Genomic DNA, 16231 nt, shown 5'->3' on the forward strand with positions numbered 1-16231 from the left:
GGATGCGCGCCTGGACGGCTCAGCGGCGCTGAACGCCGGGCAGCACGCAGAGCATTTCGTAGAGCAGGTTGGCGCCGAGCAGCGAGGTGTTGCCGGTGGTGTCGTAGGGCGGGGAGACTTCGACGAGGTCGCAGCCGATCAGGTCGAGGCCCTGGCAGCCGCGGATGATTTCCATCGCCTGGATGGTGGTCAGGCCGCCGATTTCCGGGGTGCCGGTGCCGGGCGCCCAGGCCGGGTCGATGCCGTCGATGTCGAAGGACAGGTAGACCGGGCCGCCGCCGACCTTCTCGCGGACTTCGGCCATCAGCGGTTCCAGCGACTTGTGCCAGCACTCTTCGGCCTGCACCACGCGGAAGCCCTGCTTGCGGCTCCAGTTGAAGTCCTCGGCGGTGTAGCCCTGGGCGCGCAGGCCGATCTGCACCACACGGTCGCAGTCCAGCAGACCTTCTTCCACTGCGCGGCGGAAGGTGGTGCCGTGGGCGATCTTCTCGCCGAACATGTGGTCGTTGACGTCCGCATGGGCGTCGATGTGGACCAGGCCGACCTTGCCGTGCTTCTTGTGGATGGCGCGCAGGATCGGCAGGGTGATGGTGTGGTCGCCGCCGAGGGTGATCGGGACGATGCCGTGATCGAGGATCTTGTCGTAGGCCTCCTCGATGATGCGCACGGCTTCCAGCAGGTTGAAGGTGTTGATCGCCACGTCGCCGATGTCGGCCACGTTCAGCGAGTCGAACGGCGCGGCGCCGGTGGCCATGTTGTACGGACGGATCATCACCGATTCGGCGCGGATTTCACGCGGGCCGAAGCGGGTGCCGGAACGCAGGGAGGTGCCGATGTCGAGCGGCACGCCGACGAAGGCGGCATCCAGCTCGTTGAGTTCTTCGGGGGACTGGATGTGCGGCAGGCGCATCATGGTGGCGATGCCGCCGAATCGCGGCATTTCGTTTCCGCCCAGGGGTTGATGGAGCTTCTTGTCCATGGGGAGGCCTCACGCAGGTAATCTTTTTATCGGGATAGCGTTTCGCTACTGAGGCCGGATTTTCTTCAGGGTGGGTAGCGGGAAGAATCGCTGGCTACAAATAATCAGTTCAGAGTTTTCTAAACTAATCGCCATGGCTACACTGCGCGCCCCGTCCAGGGTGTAGGTTGGGCAGGGGCGTAGGTTGGCGCTGAGCGCAGCGAAGCCCAACGTGCCAGCGCCGTTGGGCTTCGCAGGCTCAGCACCAACCTACATGTTCAATTCACCGGGAGACTTCATGAGCGCCAGCGCACTGCCCGATCTGAAACTCCTGCGCATCTTCGCCTGTATCGTGCGCAACCAGGGTTTCGCCGCCGCGCAGCAGGAGCTCAACCTGTCCACCTCGGCGATCAGCACCTACATGAGCCAGCTGGAAAGCCAGCTCGGCATCGTCCTTTGCCATCGTGGGCGCGGCGGTTTCAGCCTGACCAGCAAGGGCGAGCTGTTCCACCAGGAAACCCTGCGCATCCTCGAAGAGCTGGAAGGCTTCGAGCGCTATGCCGCGACGCTCAAGGGCGAACTGCGCGGCACGCTCAACCTCGGCGTACTCGATTCCACGGTGAGCGATCCGGCGCTGCCGCTGGCCGACGTAATCGGAGTCTTCAGCAGCCTGCACCCGGCGGTGCACCTGCACCTGCAGGTCCAGAGCCCCTACGAACTGCAGCTGGCGGTGCTGGACAACCGCCTGGACCTGGCCATCGGTTCGTTCTTCAATCGCATGAACGGCCTGGTCTACCAGCCGCTGTACCGCGAGCAGCACTGGCTGTACTGCAGCGACCGCCATCCGCTGTTCGAAGGGCGCAGGACTCCCGCCGAAGTGATCACCCAGCAGCGCATGGTCGGGCGCGGCTACTGGAGCCAGGCGGAGCTGGCGCGTCACGGCTTCAAGCACAGCGCGGCGACGGTGGAAAGCATGGAGGCGCAGCTGATCCTGATCCTTTCCGGCGGCTACATCGGCTATCTGCCGGAGCACTACGCGCATCCGTGGGTCGATCAGGGCCGTCTGCGTGCGTTGTTGCCGGCGACCTTCGGCTACCAGGCGCCGTTCTCGCTGATCCTCCGCCGCGGCCGCTCGCGGGAGCCGCTGATCCAGAACTTCCGCGACCTGCTGCGCACGCAGCCGGAGAAGGCATGAGCGCCCGGCCACGCTGTCCGCGTTGCGAGCGACCCGTCGCGCATTGCCTGTGCGCGCTGATCCCGAGCCTGGACAGCCGCACGCGGGTGCTGATCCTGCAGCACCCGAGCGAGGTCGGCCATGCGCTGAATACCGCGCGGTTGGCGGTGCTGGGGCTGGAGAATGCCGAGCTGCTGGTCGGCGAACGCTTCGAGTCGCAGGACTGGCAACGCCCGGGTTGCCGACCGTGTTTGCTGTTCCCTGGCGAACGGGCACAGAGCCTGGCCGAACTGGCGGAACGCAGCGTCGCCGAGCCATGCCTGCTGATCGTCCCCGACGGCACCTGGCGCAAGGCGCGCAAGCTGCTGCATGTGAATCCCGAACTGGCGGCGCTGCCACGGGTGGTGCTGCCGGAAGGCCTTGGTTCGCGCTACCGCCTGCGCAAGGCACCGGCCGAGGGTGCGCTATCGACCATCGAGGCGGTGGTGCATGCGCTGAATGCGCTGGAGGCGCCGGCGAATTTCGATGCGCTGCTACGGCCGTTCGAGGCGCTGATCGACGGGCAGATCGCGGCGATGGGGGAAGAGACCTATCGGCGCAATCATGGCGATGGCCCGTAGGAGCAACTGTCTTGCATCCTACCTACGTGGCTGGGCCAGAACTCGCGTAGGTTGGTGCTGAACGCAGTGAAGCCCAACGATGGCGATGTTGGGCTTCGCGTTGCTCAGCGCCAACCTACGGGGAGACCATGGTCGCGTGGTGGCAGCTTCAATGCAGCGACTGGCGAACGACGGTGATCTCCGCCAGGCGCTGGCTCAGGCGCAGTTGTTCGGCGTTGTCGTCGCTGAGCAGCAGGGCGCGTTCGAGGTCGTAGCGTTCGGCCTGCGGGCAGTCGAGCAGGTGGTAGAGTTCGGCGCGGGCAATGTGGTCGCTGGCCGTCGCTTCGCCGAGTTCGAGCACGCGCTGGGCATCCTTCAGGCCGGCCAGCGGCTCGCCGGCGGCGAGGTGCAGCTGGCGCAGGTTGCGCGACAGGCGCTGGAGCATTTCCCTCGGAGTGGCGGTGCGCAGATGACTGGCCTGCAGTTCGACCTGCGGTCCGGCGTGGCGCAGCAGCAGGTCGCGGCAGTCGCGTGCGTAAAGGCGGCGGCCGGTGACCGGGTCGAGCTGGTGGTCGGCGCCGGGAACGCGCAGCAGGAAATGTCCGGGGAAGTTCACCCCGGCCAGGGAAATATCCAGCTGTCGTGCCAGTTCGAGGGCGATCAGGGCCAGCGACAGCGGTTGCCCGCGGTGGCGCAGCAATACCTGTGGCAGCAGGGCGATGCGCGGTTGCGGCGGGTAGTCGTCCTCGGCGAAGCCCAGCCCGCTCATGCGGCGCAGCAGCCATTGCGCACGTTCCACGTCGCTGTTGCCTTCCGGCAGGTCGATCCGCACCTGTCGCAGCAGGCTGTCGAGGGCCGGCCGAACCTGCGCGGGCGGCATCTGCGGCTCGTGTTCGGCGGCTATCCACAACGCGGCCTCGAACAGGGCGGGCGGCTCCTGGGCGAGGCAGGCAAGGCAGGCTTGGCGCGGATCCATGGCGTTCTCCGGCTGACACTCCGGTTTTAACCATAGCGCCGGTGTTCGTCCAGCATCTTGCAGCGTCGGCCCGACTGGTCGTCGGCGCCGATAGCGCTGGAGGACTGTCTGCCTATACTGAGGGAGCCGGCCAATCGGCTCCGCAGCACCACGGGAGCGCCGCCATGTTCGACATGATGGAAGCCAGCCGTCTCGAGTCATTGCACGTCGCCCAGGACCCGGCAACCGGGCTCAAGGCCATCATCGCCATTCACAGTTCCCGCCTCGGCCCAGCGCTGGGCGGGTGCCGCTACCTGCCTTATCCGAACGAGGAAGCTGCCCTGCAGGACGCCATCCGCCTCGCCCAGGGCATGAGCTACAAGGCCGCGCTGGCGGGGCTGCGCCAGGGCGGCGGCAAGTCGGTGATCATCCGCTCGCCGCATGTGGATAACCGCGGCGCCCTGTTCGAGGCGTTCGGCCGCGTCATCGAGTCGCTGAAGGGGGCCTATGTCACCGCGGTGGACAGCGGCACGTCGAGCGCCGACATGGACTGCATCGCCCAGTACACCCAGCACGTCACCAGCACCACCAGCGGCGGCGATCCGTCGCCGCACACGGCTCTCGGTGTGTTCTCCGGAATCCGCGCGACCGCCCTGGCGCGGCTCGGCGGCGACGACCTGGAGGGACTGCGCGTGGCGATCCAGGGGCTCGGGCACGTCGGCTACGCGCTGGCCGAACATCTGGCGGCGGCGGGAGCGGAACTGCTGGTCAGCGACCTGGACGAAGGCAAGGTACAACTCGCGGTGGAGCAACTGGGGGCGCATCCGGTGGCCAACGAGGCGCTGCTCACCACGCCGTGCGACATCCTCGCGCCCTGCGGGCTCGGCGGCGTGCTGACTTCGGAAGTGGTCAGCCACCTGCGCTGTTCGGCGGTGGCCGGGGCGGCGAACAACCAGTTGGCGCGACCGGAAGTGGCCGACGAGCTGGAAGCGCGCGGCATCCTCTATGCACCGGACTACGTGATCAACTCCGGCGGGCTGATCTATGTCGCCCTGCAACACCAGGGCGAGAGCTTGCCGACCATCACCGGCCACCTGTCGCAGATCGCCACCCGGCTGACGGAGGTCTATGCCCACGCCCAGGCCGAGCACAGTTCGCCGGCACGCGTCGCCGACATGATCGCCGAGCGCATCCTCTATAGTTAAAGCAAGAAGAGCCCGGCATTCCGGGCCCTCGCAAGGATCACCACGGCACGCGCCCGAACCGGCGCCCGCCGCGGCACCGGCAGCGGGCAACCCCCGCACGCCGGAGCCCCGCCGCCACAAGCGGAGGGAGTGCAACCAGCGTGTCTATCCGGCGCGCGGAGGAGGGATGTCATGCCGCACAGCAAGCTCGACCTGCCATTCACCCGCTACCTCGATCCCGACGGCAGCCTGATCGGCGAACTGCCCGCCTGGGCCGACGACTCCAACCTGCTGACCCGCCTGTACCGGCAAATGGTGCTGACCCGCCTGTTCGACCAGAAGGCAGTGGCCATGCAACGCACCGGCCGCATCGGCACCTATCCATCGACTCTCGGCCAGGAAGCCATCGGCATCGCCGTCGGCAGCCTGATGCGCGCCGAGGACGTGCTGGTGCCCTATTACCGGGACATCGGCGCACAGTTCCTGCGTGGCGTGCGCATGGAGGAAATCCTCCTCTACTGGGGCGGCGACGAGCGCGGCAGCGCCTTCGTCGATCCGGGCTGCGCCGAGGACCTGCCGATCTGCGTGCCGATCGCCACCCAGGCCCTGCATGCCTGCGGCGTCGCCACGGCGTTCAGGATTCGCGGCGAGCATCGCGTCGCGGTGACCACCTGCGGCGACGGCGCCACCAGCAAGGGCGACTTCCTCGAAGCGCTGAATGTCGCCGGCGCCTGGCAGTTGCCGGTGGTCTTCGTGGTCAACAACAACCAGTGGGCGATCTCGGTGCCGCGGCGCATCCAGTGCGGCGCGCCGACCCTGGCGCAGAAGGCGGTCGGCGCCGGCCTCCACGGCGAGCAGGTGGACGGCAACGACGTGCTGGCGGTGTACGACCGCATGCAGTGGGCGCTGGAGCGGGCGCGGCAGGGCAAGGGGCCGGTGCTGCTGGAGTGCATCACCTACCGCCTGTGCGACCACACCACGGCGGACGACGCCAGCCGCTACCGTTCGGCGGAAGAGGTCAGCCAGGCCTGGCGTGAGGAGCCGGTCAAGCGCCTGCAAGCCTTCCTCGCCGCCCACGGCGTGTGGAACGAGCAGCACGAGCAGGCGCTGATCGCCGAATGCCAGCAGCGCGTGCAGCAGGCGGTGGACAACTTCGAGGCGCTGGAGGCGCAGGCGCCGGACGCGCTGTTCGAGCATGTCTACGCGAAGTGGCCGGCGGCGCTGGATGACCAGCGCGAGATGATCGCCGAGCGGATCGCCCGGCGCCAGGCCGCCAGCGCCGCGCCTGCGGCGAAGCCGGAAGAACCGCGGCTGCGCCTGGTCAGCGGGCAGAAGGGAGGACTGCACCATGCCTGAGAACAACGGCAAGGCCAGCCTGCTGGAAGCGGTCAATCTGGCGCTGCACCGGGCGATGAGCGAAGACGAGAACGTGGTGGTGCTCGGCGAGGACGTCGGCGTCAACGGCGGCGTGTTCCGCGCCACCCTCGGCCTGCGCGACCGCTTCGGCTTCAAGCGGGTGCTCGACACGCCGCTGGCGGAAAACATGATAGCCGGCCTGAGCATCGGCATGGCCGCCCAGGGCCTGAAGCCGGTGATGGAAATCCAGTTCATGGGCTTCATCTACGCGGCCATGGAGCAACTGGTGTCCCACGCCAGCCGCATGCGCAACCGCACACGCGGCCGCCTGGGCTGCCCGTTGGTGCTGCGCACGCCGATGGGCGCCGGCATCCGCGCGCCGGAGCACCACAGCGAGGCCACCGAGGCGATGCTGGCGCATATCCCCGGCGTGCGGGTGATCGCCGCGTCGTCCCCGGCGCGGGCCTATGGCCTGCTGCTGGCGGCCATCGACGATCCGGACCCGGTGATCTTCCTCGAACCGACCCGCCTGTACCGGGTCAATCCGCAGCCGCTGGTCGACGACGGCAAGCGCCTGCCGCTGGATACCTGCTTCACCCTGCGCGAAGGCTCCGACATCACGCTGATCAGTTGGGGCGCCAGCGTGCACGAGACGCTGCAGGCGGCCAGCGCCCTGGCCGAGCGCGGCATCGGCGCCGAGGTGATCGACGTCGCCAGCCTCAAGCCGCTGGACCTCGACACCCTGGAAGCCTCGGTACGCAAGACCGGCCGCTGCGTGATCGTCCACGAAGCGCCGAAGAGCTGCGCGCTGGGCGCGGAGATCGCCGCGAGCCTCTACGAGCGCGCGCTGCTCGACCTGCAGGCGCCGATCCAGCGGGTCAGCGCGCCGGACATCCCGCCGCCGCTGTACCGCCTGGAACTGCTGTACATGCCGGGCGTGGAGGACATCCTGGCCGCCTGCGAGGTGGCGTTGAGCTATGCGTGAGGGGAATCCTCATGTAGGAGCGAGCTCTGCTCGCGAACGCCGGCAACTCAAAAGCTTCGCGAGCAGAGCTCGCTCCTACAGACATCGCAATCAGCCGGTAACGGAGATCGACGATGAAATATTTCAAGCTGCCCGACCTTGGCGAGGGCTTGCAGGAAGCAGAAATCAGCCAGTGGCACGTCAAGGCCGGCGAGCGGGTCAAGGCCGACCAGTTGCTGGTTTCGGTGGAGACCGCCAAGGCGCTGGTGGATATCCCGGCGCCCTATGACGGCGTGCTGGTGAAGCTGTTCGGCGCGGAGGGCGACATCCTGCATGTCGGCGAACCGCTGGTGGCCTACGAAGGCGAGGCGAGCGATGCCGGTACTGTGGTGGGGCGGCTGGAGGGCGGCGGCGAGAGCGTGCAGGCCGACCAGTTCTTCATCGGCGCGGCGCCTTCCACCCGCGAGCACCTGGCGCCACGGGCGACCCCGGCGGTGCGCCAGTTGGCCCGGCAATTGGGCGTAGAGCTGGCCGGGCTGAGCGGCAGCGGTGCGGCCGGCCTGATCACTCGCGCTGATGTCGAGGCCGCCGCGCAGAGCGCTCGCGACAGTTTCGGCGGCGAGCGCCTGCGCGGGGTACGGCGCAGCATGGCGATCAACATGGCGCGCTCGCATGCCGAGGTGGTGCCGGTGACCATCCACGGCGACGCCGACCTGCATCGCTGGGGTTCCGCGCGCGATCCGCTGATCCGCCTGGCCCAGGCCATCGCCGTCGCCTGCGAGGTGGAGCCGCTGCTCAACAGCTGGTTCGACGGCGCCTCGCTGTCGATCCGCCAGCATGCACAGCTCGACCTCGGTATCGCCGTGGATACCCCTGACGGCCTGTTCGTGCCGGTCCTGCGCAATGTCGGCGGGCGCAGCGCGGAAGACCTGAAGGGCGGCATGGCGCGGCTGCGTGCCGATGTGCAGTCGCGCTCCATCCCGCCGCAGGAAATGCTCGGTGCGACCCTCACGCTATCGAACTTCGGCACCCTGTTCGGCCGCTACGCCAGCCCCATCGTGGTGCCGCCGCAGGTGGCGATCATCGGCGCCGGCGGCATCCGCGAGGAGCCGGTGGCGTGGGAAGGGCAGGTGGCGATCCATCCGATCCTGCCCCTGTCGCTGAGCTTCGATCACCGCGCGGTGACCGGCGGCGAGGCGGCGCGTTTCCTCAGGGCGCTGGTGCAGGCACTGGAGGCGCCGGAGGCGTAGGCCGGCATCACTCGCTTTCGGGTTTCTCGTCGTTGTCGGTGGGCGGCGTTTCGTCCCAGAGCCTGAAACGACACACCGTACCGCCGCGCAGCATGCATTCGCGGTGTTCGACGTTGCGCCCGGCGAGACTGCCGATCAGCGCCAGGTCCAGTTCGCAGATTTCCGGATGGGCGCTGGCCAGGTGATGGAAGATGCAGTTGTACGCGACGATTTCCGTTTCGCCGGAGGAGTGCGCAATGATCTGCGCTTCGTAGCCGGCCTGCTGCATGTGGCTGGCGATGCGTTGTTCGTCCACCTTCTGCTGTTCCATGCTGGCGGCCAGTTTGCGCCCGAGGTCGCGCATGATCTTCACCAGCCGTTCATGGCCGATCAGCTCGGCGACCTCGCCGATCAACAGGTCGGCGAGCAACTGATACTGCTTGGGAAACAGCTCGCGACCGAGTGCCGAGAGCTGGTGCAGCTGCTGCGGACGCCGGCCGGTGGGACGGGTGGCGGCGCGCTCGACCAGACCGTCGCGCTCCAGTGCTGCAAGATGCTGGCGCACGGCGGTACGGGTCACGCCCAGATGCTCGGCGAGTTCGTCGATGCTCATGCCATCCGGGCGATACAGCAATGCGGAGAGCAAATCCTGCTGGGTACGTCCTAGCCCGAGAAACATCGTTTACCTCGCTGCGGTGGATTTCGGTTGCGCTGACCGTAGGTGCAACTGTCTTGCACCCTACGTAACTATATGGCTGGGTGGCTGGGCCAGAAGCCGCGTAGGTTGGTGCTGAACGCAGTGAAGCCCAACGATGGCGATGTTGGGCTTCGCGTTGCTCAGCGCCAACCTACGGTGGGCGTTGCAACCCGTAGGAGCGGGCCATGCCCGCGATAGACCTTGTCGCGCGCATGGCGCGCTCCTACAGGACAACGGTATCGCATCTCCGGCAGATACTGAGCGAAGGCTCAGAACTTGTCCGGAAACTGCTTGACTAGCGCTCCGGCCAGCGCGTCGGCGATCATCAGGATGTGTTCGCGCATGGCATGCCAGGTTTTCGCTTCGCCAGCGTAGTCCTTGGCCGCAAGCTGGTCGATCTGGCTCACGTGGTGCCCGCCGTGGGCGGTGAGCAGGTTCACCAGGGTGTCGTTCGGCAGGTAGGGATTGGCGCCCGAGAGGAAGCTGGCGATTTCCTTGGCGTTGCTCACCAGGTCATTGGTCGCGGCTTTCTTCTTCGCATCGTTCTTCGCTACCGCGGCGTCGCTGTAGGCCTTGATCGCTCCCCAGTGACCGGCGAGCAGCTTGAGCAACTGGTCGGCCGCCGGCTGGCCATATAGCGGGGCCAGGCTGTTGGCGATGCTGGTGGCGTTGGCGACCACTTCCCTGGCGGCAGTATCGGCCTGCGCCTTGTCTCCCAACTGGTTGGCCACGGCGTAGTTGCGTACCCAGAAGATGTGCTCCACCCACAGGTCGCGCAGGGCGAGGCGGGTGGTCAGTGCGGCGCCTTGCGCCTCGGGGGTGGCGGCGTATGCCGTCTGGCTGACGGCGGGTTGAGCGCAGAGTGCTATCAGCAGCAGGGCCAGAGTGCGGATGATCATGTTGGAACCCTCTCGTAGTGGTTGCCCCCAGGATTTCCCCCTGAAAAGCAATTTAAGCATAAAAAAATGCCTAAATTGCCGTTAGAGAAAATCCCGGATGAGCGGTACAGAGGGGAGGGCGGGCGAACGTTTCGCGATTTTTTGTAGGCAGTTTCCAGATACCGCGTAGGGCGTTTCTCTTTTGTGCTCAGGGTGCTTCGAGGCTCTTCAGGCCTTGTCGAGTGGGCCGACAGGTGGGGACTCAAGTCCTGAATAGGAGTCACGCCATGTTCAACCATTCGCTGAAACTGAAGATCGTCTTCGCCACGTCGCTCCTGCTGTTGCTCATCCTGGTCAACGCCTTGTGCGGCACCCTGGGGATGCATTCCTTGAACGAAAGCCTCAATGGCGCGGTCAGGGGAGCTGCGCGGGAAGCGCTACAGGTCAAGACGACGCTGGGGAACATTTCGCATCTGATCATCCTGGAAAAGACGCTGATGCTGGCTAACAGCGAAGAGGTGCTACATGGCCGAACCGCTGCGCTGCTCAAGGCGCAAGATGTGGCCCGGGCGGATCTGATCGCATTGTTGAAGATGCTTGACGGGCAATCCGTGATGACGGAGGTCGATCGGCAGTTCAAGCAGCTACTCGATGGCCAGAGCCAGATCATCCAATTGGTGCAGCAGGGTTCGCTGGACCACGCTCGACCGATTTCCAATACCGCCAATCGTGAGGCATACGAGCAGTTGCAGGCACTGTTGGGCAAGGTTGCCGACCAGGTCCAGGCGCAGATTGAGAATGTGGCCGACGAGACCGACAAGGACTATGAGTTCTGGCGCAACACCCTCTTTGCCATGGTTAGCATCAGCGTCTTGCTGGGCGGGACGTTGACGCTGCTGCTGGCGCTGGACTTCAGCCGTTCCACCTCGCGAATTACCGCTGCCGCGCGACGCATCGCGGGGGGCGATCTGACCGTGCGGCTGGACCTGCGGCGCAAGGACGAAATGGGCACCATCGGCAATGCGCTGGATGAAATAGCCGGGCGAATGTCGGATACCGTTCGCACCATCGCCAGTGCCAGCGATCAGTTGGCAGCCGCGGCGGAAGAGACCACACACGTGGTGGACGAAACGGCGCGGAATGTCCGGCTGCAGTGCGAGTCGACGGAGCAGGCGGCCGTGGCGGTCACGGAAATGGCCAGCACCTCGGAGAGTGTCGCGATGAACGCCAACCAGGCGTCCCAGGCCGCCGCGCTTGCGGCCGAGAGCAGCCAGCAAGGTCGAACGAAGGTGGCCGAGACGTCGGATTCGCTGGAGCAGCTCAATCGGGAAATCGAGGGTGCTGCCGGCGCGGTGGATAGTCTCGCGAAAGGCTCGCTGCAGATCATCGCGGTGCTCGATGTCATTCGCGACATCGCCGGCCAGACCAACCTCCTGGCGCTCAATGCCGCCATCGAGGCCGCTCGGGCCGGGGAGCAGGGCAGGGGATTCGCTGTGGTTGCCGACGAGGTGCGCGCGCTCGCCCATCGTACCGGGCAGTCCACCGAGGAAATCCAGCGCATGGTCGGGGAGATCCAGAGCTATTCCGAACAGGCGATCGAGGTCATGAACCGCAGTGCCATGTTCTCGCGCGAATCGCTTGTCCGCGTCGGCGAGGCCAGGGCCTGCATCGAACAGATCGAAGCCAATATCGGCGAGATCAACGACATGAATGCCATGATTGCCACCGCTACCGAACAGCAGACCGCCACGGCTCAGGAGATCGATAGCAATCTGTCATCCATCAGCTGCATTTCCTCCCAGACTTCGGCAGCGTCTGGGCAGACGTCCATCGCCAGCGGCGAGGTAGCCCGCCTAGCCGTCGAGCTGAACAACCAGATGAGCTACTTCAAGGTGTCCTGACGGAGTTGATGACTTGTGTCCTGTTGTGGCGGCGATTTCGTTCGCGAGTGAAGTCGCCCCCACAGCGCCTCGCCGCTTGCCGGTGAAACCGAACGGATGTGGCACCGTTTCCTTGAGGATTCCTGTCCCGGATGTCGGTCAGGATGCCGGCGAGGCGGCAAGACAGACGGCGCAGCGTCGGGCGCTGGCCGTCATGGGGGAGAGGTCATTCAACTGGCTTCGGACAGGATTCGCGCAGCTTCCAGTCGATCCAGGAAGGTCTGGGCTTCTGCCTCGGGTAGTACTTTCGAATTGATCCCCAGATTGATCAGCTCTTCGGTAATGCTGCAGTGCAGTTCAAGGGCATGAGGGGATCTGGATATGGAATCGATCTTCAGGTTCAGGGTGGCTACCAGTCGTTCTTTGATCGCGCCGGCCAGAGCGTCGATCCGCTGCTGAAGTGCATCGGTCTGCATCTCAAACTCCTAAAGTAGGGGGAGTCCGCAGCTTATGAAGAAACCTGATGAAATAGTGTGGGAATGCTCCCTGTGTTTCGTGGGAAGTTTCTTTTTCGTAATTAGGTAAAGGTCGGGCTGGGCGAAGAAGTACCCGATGTCACCGCGTTGCAAACGGCGATGTCGGGTCTGACGCGCAGAGATGCAGGGGATACGCCAGGGTTGGCCGGTTGCCTGCCAGGAGTGCCCTGCCGAATGTGATGGCTACGGCAGGGCTTTTTACAGTTCCTGGCCTGGGCGACTTCATTGGTCGGTCGACGAGACTTCTCCCGAATCGGGGTCGCCTACGGGTTTGGTCAAGAGTCTGCAGGCTCTTTTGCAAGTTCGGATAGAACTGCCGGGTTGTTCTTGAATGCCGCTGCAAATATGGAGCGATTCTTCGCCATGAATATGCTGGCATCTTCCGCAACCTTCTCGGACAGCTCCGGTACATTCTTCAAGAGCGTGTCTGTCAGTGCCTCAGCAAGCTCAAGCATCTGGTCATGAGCATCAGCGAGTTTGCGGTCCACAAAAATTGTCTCCAAGTCCCGAGTACTGCGATACAAGATTTCGATAGCCATCGTTTTTCTCGTTATAGAAATGATGTTGGATGATGCGCCTGCCGCACTCGCCGCCATGAAGGTCAACCCAGGGCCCAAGGGCGATGGAAGTGCAATTGCCTGGCCGGGCACCCTGAGTTCCCTGGCAACCAGGTATCCCACGGTTTTCCAGCATCTCCGGAGATGCCTTGCTCGTTCGGAACTCCTTGGCTTTATAGGCAAGAGATTGAGCGGCAGAGATTTTTGCGAGCTCAAGTTGGCACTACCTCGTATGCCTTCTCATCAGGTTGAGTAGGAGGACACTGTTTGTTTATACAGTAAAAGCATACGGGATCGGAGACGAACTGAAAAGCCCCGTGCCAGCATGCTGGCCATCATGGCGTTCGCTCCGCTTCGGGGCAGGCTGCTGCACGACGGTGCGCGGGAACCGCCCGGCCACGGCCCCGGGGGCTGTCGAAAGAGGAGGGAAGGTCAGGAGGCCTTGCGCAGGCCGGTGCGGCCACGGGTCATGTCGGCCAGCAGTTTCGGGGCGCTGTCGTCCTGTTCGATGGCGATGCCGAAGCGGATGCTCTGGATGAAGCGCTGCAGTTGTTCCGGGTCCTGCAGCTGGCCGTTGCGGATCAGGCGCTTGGCGGCGACGCCGGCATCGGTGGAAAGGGTCAGGACGATGCTGCCATCCAGCCGTTCGAGGCTGAAGTTGACTCGATACTGAGGCTGGAACGCCTTGGTGAGGACCTGGAACGGACTTTCCATTTTCATACCTGCCTGATTGATGGCTGCCTCTTCATGGACCCGAGGCCGGCAAAAAAATTCGGGGCATATTGCCGCAGCCGCTGGAAGTCGTTACTGCCTGAAATCAATGGCGTGTAACTTGCTCGCTTCGTGCCAACTATCGTGCAACACAAGGAGAACCGACGAATGAAACTGAATTGGGCCGAACGCCTGCGCCAGCAGATGCATGGATGCGCGGAGTCGCTGGGCAACCTGCTGGTGGAGGGCTTCCACTACCTGGCCCTGTTCGCCATCGGCGCGACGGTGTTCTGGTCGGCGGTGGCCGCGTTCGTCGGCATGATTTCCCAGGGGCACGCGAAGATCGACGACATCCTGCTGCTGTTCATCTACCTCGAACTGGGCGCGATGGTCGGCATCTACTTCAAGACCAACCACATGCCGGTGCGCTTCCTGATCTATGTGGCGATGACCGCGCTGACTCGCCTGATGATCGCCGACATCCAGCACAACCACGTGCCGGACGACGGCATCATCCTGGTCTCGGTGGCGCTGCTGCTGCTCGCCGTGGCGATCCTGGTGGTGCGCTACGCCTCGTCGCGCTTCCCATCGCCGACCGGTGCGAAGGCCGGTTCCGGCGAGCGCGACCTGATCGGCGAGGACGAACGCTGATCGCCATGGCCTGAGGCAGAGGCCGCGTCGACCGCCCCTGCCCGGGCCCACTGCCGTACCGGCCGTGCTATGGCCGGTATGCGCGCAGGAACAACGTCACCACTTCCCGCACATGCTGCTCGCTTTCCTCCGCGCTGGGCCGCTCGACGCAGCCGATCAGCAGGCGGAAATGCACGCAACCCTGCACCAGCATGAGGAAATGCTCGGCGGCATGGCGGGCATTGTCGAATTGCAGGGTGCCGTTGCGCTGCGCCTGGATGAACAGTCGTTCCATCTGGTCCAGCACCCGTTGCGGGCCGGCATCGAAGAACAGTTTCGACAGCTGTGGATTCTGCCCACCCTGGGCGACCATCAGCCGGCTCAGGGCGATGGCTTCCGGACTGTTGATCAGCCGGTTGAAGCCGCGCGCCAGGTTGAGCAGCAGGCTTTCCAGCGGCGCGTCCGCCGGCTGTTCGGCGAACAGCTCGGGCATCTGCTCGGCGCACTTGGCCTGTACGGCCTCGCGGAACAGCGTTTCCTTGTCGGTGAAATGGCTATAGACCGTGAGCTTAGACACTCCAGCCTCGGCGGCGATGGCTTCCATGCTGCTGCCGTCGTAGCCCTTGCTGACGAACAGCACCTTGGCCGCCTCGAGGATGGCCTGGCGCTTGGCCGGGTCCTTGGGGCGGCCCGGGCCGTTCGAACTGATCGGTTGGGACATAATTTTTACAATTCAAATACTGGACTGGTGAGTACTGTATTTTTACTATACCGAGGAGTATAAAAATTCCAACTCGCTTTTGCGAAAGGTCATCATCATGTTCCGCCATGTCCTGCCGGTCGCTCTCCCTCTTGCCTTCATCCTATCCCTGACAGCCTGCGGCAACGGCGAGCAGGCCAAGCCGACCGCTCGTCCGGCCATGGTCGTGCAGCCCGTTCCTGCGGGGGATATCACCGAGGCCTATCCTGGCGAGGTGCGTGCCCGCCATGAACCGGAACTGGCTTTCCGCATCGGCGGCAAGGTCAGCAAGCGCCTGGTCGAGATGGGCGAACGGGTGAAGAAGGACCAGCCGCTGGCCGAGCTCGACCCGCAGGATGTGCGCCTGCAACTGGAAGCCATCCGCGCCCAGGTCGCTGCGGCCGAGGCCAACCTGCAGACCGTGCGCTCCGAATACACCCGCTACCGCACCCTGCTGGATCGCGGGCTGGTCAGCCGCTCGCAGTTCGACAATGTCGAGAACATCTACCGTGCCGGCGAGGCGCGGATGAAGCAGGTTCGCGCCGAATATGACGTGGCGCGCAACCAGACCGGCTATGCCGTGCTGCGCGCACCACAGGACGGGGTGATTTCCGCCCGCCGCGTCGAAGTGGGGCAGGTGGTCGCCGCCGGACAGACGGTATTCACCATCGCCGCCGATGGCGATCGCGAGGTTTCCATCAGCTTCCCCGAACATGCCATCGAGCGCTTCCGCATTGGCGAGAAGGTCAGCGTCGAACTCTGGTCGCAGCAGGGCAGGCGCTTCAGCGGGCATATCCGCGAACTGGCGCCGGCGGCCGACCCGCAGTCGCGCACCTTCGCCGCGCGGGTCGCCTTCGACGACGCCAAGGTGCCGGCCGAACTGGGCCAGAGCGCCCGCGTGTATATCCAGGCCAACGGCGTGGTGCCGCTGTCCGTGCCGCTCAGTGCGCTCACCGCCGAGGGCGGCAAGGCGTACGTCTGGGTGGTCGATCCGGCCACCTCCACCCTGAAGCGCCGCCCGGTGCGCGTCGGGCCGTACGCCGAGGATCGCGTGCCGGTACTGGAAGGTCTGGCCGCGGACGAGTGGGTGGTGGCGGCAGGCGTGCAGGTGCTGCGTGAAGGTCAGGAGGTACGGCCGGTCGACCGGGAAAACCGGTCGGTGAAGCTGGTGGCGAAGGAGTGAC

The 16231-nt window shown here is 65.1% G+C and carries 17 protein-coding genes and 1 pseudogene; 10 read left to right on the plus strand and 8 right to left on the minus strand.

Going from position 1 to position 16231, the window contains the following annotated elements:
• Positions 1 to 19 precede the first annotated feature (19 nt).
• Entirely contained in the window at positions 20 to 979 is a 960-nt protein-coding gene (gene speB, locus JFY56_RS13855; protein WP_208314350.1) for an agmatinase, read from the minus strand.
• Positions 980 to 1256: 277 nt separating this feature from the next.
• Between speB and JFY56_RS13860 the strand changes: the two genes are divergently transcribed.
• Both JFY56_RS13860 and JFY56_RS13865 read left to right on the plus strand, forming a co-directional pair.
• A complete protein-coding gene (locus JFY56_RS13860) occupies positions 1257 to 2153 on the plus strand; it encodes a LysR family transcriptional regulator (protein ID WP_208314351.1) in 897 nt (298 codons plus the stop codon).
• Positions 2150 to 2752 (plus strand): tRNA-uridine aminocarboxypropyltransferase, encoded by a 603-nt coding sequence (locus tag JFY56_RS13865; RefSeq protein ID WP_208314352.1) that lies wholly within the window; start codon positions 2150 to 2152, stop codon positions 2750 to 2752. The genes JFY56_RS13860 and JFY56_RS13865 overlap by 4 nt, the downstream gene beginning before the upstream one ends.
• Positions 2753 to 2900: 148 nt before the next feature.
• Here JFY56_RS13865 and JFY56_RS13870 read toward each other — a convergent pair whose 3' ends face one another.
• A complete protein-coding gene (locus tag JFY56_RS13870) occupies positions 2901 to 3707 on the minus strand; it encodes a SirB1 family protein (RefSeq protein ID WP_208314353.1) in 807 nt (268 codons plus the stop codon).
• Positions 3708 to 3871: 164 nt separating this feature from the next.
• Here JFY56_RS13870 and JFY56_RS13875 point away from each other — a divergent pair, with 164 nt between their 5' ends.
• From JFY56_RS13875 to JFY56_RS13890, 4 genes are all read left to right on the plus strand, one after another.
• Positions 3872 to 4891 carry a Leu/Phe/Val dehydrogenase gene (locus JFY56_RS13875; protein WP_208314354.1) on the plus strand — a complete coding sequence of 340 codons (1020 nt, stop codon included), beginning with the start codon at positions 3872 to 3874 and terminating at the stop codon, positions 4889 to 4891.
• A gap of 171 nt (positions 4892 to 5062) precedes the next feature.
• A complete protein-coding gene (pdhA, locus tag JFY56_RS13880) occupies positions 5063 to 6226 on the plus strand; it encodes a pyruvate dehydrogenase (acetyl-transferring) E1 component subunit alpha (RefSeq protein WP_208314356.1) in 1164 nt (387 codons plus the stop codon).
• Positions 6219 to 7211, plus strand: coding sequence for an alpha-ketoacid dehydrogenase subunit beta (locus tag JFY56_RS13885; RefSeq protein WP_208314358.1), 993 nt, complete (start codon positions 6219 to 6221; stop codon positions 7209 to 7211). Before pdhA ends, JFY56_RS13885 begins: the two co-directional genes overlap by 8 nt.
• A 113-nt stretch (positions 7212 to 7324) precedes the next feature.
• Positions 7325 to 8440, plus strand: a complete 1116-nt coding sequence (locus tag JFY56_RS13890; RefSeq protein ID WP_208314360.1) for a dihydrolipoamide acetyltransferase family protein — start codon at positions 7325 to 7327, stop codon at positions 8438 to 8440.
• Positions 8441 to 8447: 7 nt separating this feature from the next.
• On the opposite strand, the gene JFY56_RS13895 is transcribed toward JFY56_RS13890, so the two are convergent.
• Positions 8448 to 9098 (minus strand): helix-turn-helix transcriptional regulator, encoded by a 651-nt coding sequence (locus tag JFY56_RS13895; protein WP_208314362.1) that lies wholly within the window; start codon positions 9096 to 9098, stop codon positions 8448 to 8450.
• 287 nt (positions 9099 to 9385) lie between these two features.
• Positions 9386 to 10015, minus strand: coding sequence for a hypothetical protein (locus tag JFY56_RS13900; protein WP_208314364.1), 630 nt, complete (start codon positions 10013 to 10015; stop codon positions 9386 to 9388).
• 266 nt (positions 10016 to 10281) lie between these two features.
• Between JFY56_RS13900 and JFY56_RS24810 the strand changes: the two are divergent.
• Together JFY56_RS24810 and JFY56_RS24815 are read left to right on the plus strand one after the other, a co-directional pair.
• Positions 10282 to 11031, plus strand: a pseudogene (locus tag JFY56_RS24810) (HAMP domain-containing protein); the annotation flags it as partial.
• Between the two features lie 156 nt (positions 11032 to 11187).
• Complete coding sequence (locus tag JFY56_RS24815) at positions 11188 to 11895, plus strand: methyl-accepting chemotaxis protein (RefSeq protein WP_456239177.1); 708 nt, start codon at positions 11188 to 11190, stop codon at positions 11893 to 11895.
• 209 nt (positions 11896 to 12104) lie between these two features.
• Here JFY56_RS24815 and JFY56_RS13910 read toward each other — a convergent pair whose 3' ends face one another.
• The 3 genes from JFY56_RS13910 to JFY56_RS13920 form a co-directional block, all read right to left on the minus strand.
• The gene (locus JFY56_RS13910; RefSeq protein ID WP_208314367.1) at positions 12105 to 12350 is read right to left on the minus strand and encodes a hypothetical protein; all 246 of its coding nucleotides are present in this window, start codon (positions 12348 to 12350) and stop codon (positions 12105 to 12107) included.
• A gap of 335 nt (positions 12351 to 12685) precedes the next feature.
• Entirely contained in the window at positions 12686 to 12949 is a 264-nt protein-coding gene (locus JFY56_RS13915; RefSeq protein WP_208314370.1) for a YebG family protein, read from the minus strand.
• Positions 12950 to 13399: 450 nt separating this feature from the next.
• A complete protein-coding gene (locus tag JFY56_RS13920) occupies positions 13400 to 13687 on the minus strand; it encodes a DUF3509 domain-containing protein (protein ID WP_236032693.1) in 288 nt (95 codons plus the stop codon).
• A 159-nt stretch (positions 13688 to 13846) separates the two neighbouring features.
• Here JFY56_RS13920 and JFY56_RS13925 point away from each other — a divergent pair, with 159 nt between their 5' ends.
• Positions 13847 to 14329, plus strand: a complete 483-nt coding sequence (locus JFY56_RS13925; RefSeq protein WP_208314373.1) for a phosphate-starvation-inducible protein PsiE — start codon at positions 13847 to 13849, stop codon at positions 14327 to 14329.
• Between the two features lie 67 nt (positions 14330 to 14396).
• On the opposite strand, the gene JFY56_RS13930 is transcribed toward JFY56_RS13925, so the two are convergent.
• The gene (locus JFY56_RS13930) at positions 14397 to 15029 is read right to left on the minus strand and encodes a TetR/AcrR family transcriptional regulator (protein ID WP_208314374.1); all 633 of its coding nucleotides are present in this window, start codon (positions 15027 to 15029) and stop codon (positions 14397 to 14399) included.
• Between the two features lie 97 nt (positions 15030 to 15126).
• Between JFY56_RS13930 and JFY56_RS13935 the strand changes: the two genes are divergently transcribed.
• Positions 15127 to 16230 (plus strand): efflux RND transporter periplasmic adaptor subunit, encoded by a 1104-nt coding sequence (locus JFY56_RS13935; protein ID WP_208314376.1) that lies wholly within the window; start codon positions 15127 to 15129, stop codon positions 16228 to 16230.
• Position 16231 lies beyond the last annotated feature (1 nt).

This window comes from Pseudomonas schmalbachii, assembly GCF_017589465.1.
Taxonomy (GTDB): domain Bacteria; phylum Pseudomonadota; class Gammaproteobacteria; order Pseudomonadales; family Pseudomonadaceae; genus Pseudomonas; species Pseudomonas schmalbachii.